This is a genomic window from Psychrobacter sp. DAB_AL32B (assembly GCF_002224105.1).
Taxonomy (GTDB): domain Bacteria; phylum Pseudomonadota; class Gammaproteobacteria; order Pseudomonadales; family Moraxellaceae; genus Psychrobacter.
In genome coordinates, this window is sequence record NZ_NEXU01000145.1 from 1 (window position 1) to 606 (window position 606).

The window sequence follows — 606 nt, forward strand, 5'->3', positions numbered from 1 at the left end:
AAGCAGGAATAAGTTTGCAAAAAGGTGGCAGCATCATGCAAGACGATGATAAAACGCCTGAGCTTCGGCAACAAAAACGCCTCATACAAGCCAAAACGGTAGCAGAGTCAAGATTGCTCAATACGCCAGTCATGCAGTATTTAACCGAGCGCGGCGAAGGGAAAATGGGTAAAGTTCAGTTATATTAAACAATCAGAAAATTAATTATTAATATTTTACAAAAACCAGACTATTAGTAAGCGCATTGCACATATTAAAATATCAAGGTGAAATTGCTTTATCACCTTGATATTTTTGGTTTTATTACATGATAAGTCGCTTTAGTTGACCATAAGAGTTATATTTAAAAACTGTAAAATTCTTTGTAATCAGATATAATGGTTAAGTTATATTAACAATTATAAAGTAGCTTAGGTGAGAATATGTTAGATAATTTACGTGGTATGGCCGTGTTTGCCAGTGTGGTCGGACACGGCTCTTTTAGTGGTTCAGCTCGCGAACTGGGTATTACCACCAGTGCTGTCAGTCAGCAAATACGCTCTTTAGAAAACGAACTCGGTGTAGTGTTATTACATCGCTCAACCCGTAAGCTAAGCTGAACAGAAG

Annotated in this window: 1 protein-coding gene and 1 pseudogene; both read left to right on the forward strand. The window is 37.3% G+C overall.

Annotated features, from left to right (window positions below; translation table 11 throughout):
* A partial coding sequence (locus CAN34_RS13720) for a hypothetical protein (protein WP_133063027.1) occupies nucleotides 1–188 on the forward strand: 188 nt, incomplete at its 5' end.
* 234 nt (nucleotides 189–422) lie between these two features.
* Nucleotides 423–596, forward strand: a pseudogene (locus tag CAN34_RS13725) (LysR family transcriptional regulator); the annotation flags it as partial.
* Nucleotides 597–606 lie beyond the last annotated feature (10 nt).